Here is a 660-nt window from a genome sequence, read left to right as displayed (position 1 = left end):
GGCCCGGTTGGCGGTGCCGCCGCCGTGCGGGCGGGCGCCGCGATCGAGCCCGCCGCCGCGGTGACCACCCCGGTCGGCGGAGGACGGTAGGAGCAGGTCGCGCTAGCCGCTGTGGGCCAGTGAGGAGAGCTCGACGGCGTCGCGCTGCGGGTTCGTCCCGAGCACTAGGTCGCCGAGCGGGCTCGTCACCCCCAGCCAATGCCGCTCGTTGCGGTAGTGGTGCAGCCGGTGGCCGCGCCACAGCCGCCGGTAGTACGCCGAGCGCGGCGGCACCCGGGTGTGGAGCAGGAAGTGCGTCCAGTCGTAGGCGAGCACGCCGAGGCCGGCGCACAGCGTCCCCGTCGCCGCCCAGGACGGCCCGAACAGCGCGGGCACCGTGGCGAGGACCGTCCCGGTGATCACTTCTCGGGGGCGCAGGAACATCGTGTCGAGACTGGTCGGGTCGCGATGGTGCTGCTCGTGGCCGTAGCCGGCGAGCTGGTAGCCGACCGCGCCGAAGCGACTGCCGGAGCGGGCATGCAGCAACAGACGGTGCACGCCCCACTCGACGAACGGCTGGGCGGCCACAGCGGCGGCGGCGACGCCGGCGTCACGGACGCGCCACGGCCCCCGCGCCGCGCGCATCGCGGCGAGCGCGCCCACACAGCCGAGCAGCACGGG

1 protein-coding gene is annotated in these 660 nt (G+C 75.6%); it reads right to left on the bottom strand.

Features of this window, described 5'->3' with window-relative positions; genetic code table 11:
* Positions 1–102: 102 nt before the first annotated feature.
* The coding region (locus tag MXD58_RS24415; RefSeq protein ID WP_250610013.1) for a sterol desaturase family protein at positions 103–660 on the bottom strand (558 nt) is incomplete at its 5' end.

Source organism: Frankia sp. AgKG'84/4, from assembly GCF_023242965.2.
GTDB lineage: Bacteria > Actinomycetota > Actinomycetes > Frankiales > Frankiaceae > Frankia.
The sequence above is the reverse complement of the archived record's forward strand: the minus strand, read 5'-3'. Positions and strand labels throughout refer to the sequence as shown.